General features: G+C 64.9%; 1 protein-coding gene and 1 pseudogene. Both read left to right on the plus strand.

Translation table 11 applies throughout. The annotated features are described in order from the left end of the window. The coding region (locus A5714_RS10265) for an AAA family ATPase (protein ID WP_068284980.1) at positions 1-597 on the plus strand (597 nt) is incomplete at its 5' end. Between the two features lie 74 nt (positions 598-671). Beyond that, positions 672-902, plus strand: a pseudogene (locus A5714_RS10270) (ABC transporter permease); the annotation flags it as partial.

The raw sequence follows: 902 nt of genomic DNA on the forward strand, positions 1-902 counted from the left end.
ATCGTGCTGCAAGAAGCCAGCGACGCCGGCATGCTGACCGTGTCAGAGACAGTGGACATGTTCACGAAATGCTATGGCAAGGCCCGACTTCCCGAGGAGACGCTCGAACTCGTCGGGCTCACCGCGGTGTCTCAGGCGCGAGTGCGCAGCCTGTCCGGGGGTCAGCGGCGTCGGCTCGACGTGGCACTCGGCATCATCGGGATGCCCGAACTGCTCTTTCTCGACGAACCGACCACTGGGTTCGACCCCGACGCCAGGCGTCGCTTCTGGGACCTCATCAAACGTCTGGCAAGCGATGGCACGACCATCCTGTTGACCACCCATTATCTCGAGGAAGCCGCCGCCCTGGCCGACCGCGTCGCGGTTCTCGCGGGCGGCCGGGTGGTGGCGGTCGACTCGCCGTCGAGGTTGACCGCGTACGTGAAGTCGGCCGCGACGGTCCGGTGGATGGAGGGAGACGAGATGCACGAGGAGGAGACGGACCGCCCGACCGAGTTCATCAGGCAGCGGTCACAACACGGCGCAGAACTGGACCAGCTCACGGTGTCTCGACCGACTTTGGAAGACGCCTACCTGCGGCTCATCGGCGAGGCGTGATGAAGGTCGGTCATGTCAAAGCTGTTGCGGCGCATCGCCGTTCGGGGGCGCTGGTGGTAGCGCTGCCGTCGGCGATGCGAATCGGCATGTCGCGGATAGTGCCGGAGCTCAAGATGTTCTACCGGCGGCCCGAGCAGGTGGTGCTGACCTTTTCGATGCCCGCCGTCATCGGCGTGCTCCTGGGGTCGATCTTCTCGACGAAGTTGCCGCACAGCAATACCAGCACCGGGGCGGTCATCGCCGCGAGCATCCTTGCCTACGGGATCCTGTCGACCTCCTTCATCAACCTCGGCATCAGCATCGCC

Source organism: Mycobacterium sp. E2462 (assembly GCF_001672685.1).
Classification (GTDB): Bacteria; Actinomycetota; Actinomycetes; order Mycobacteriales; family Mycobacteriaceae; genus Mycobacterium.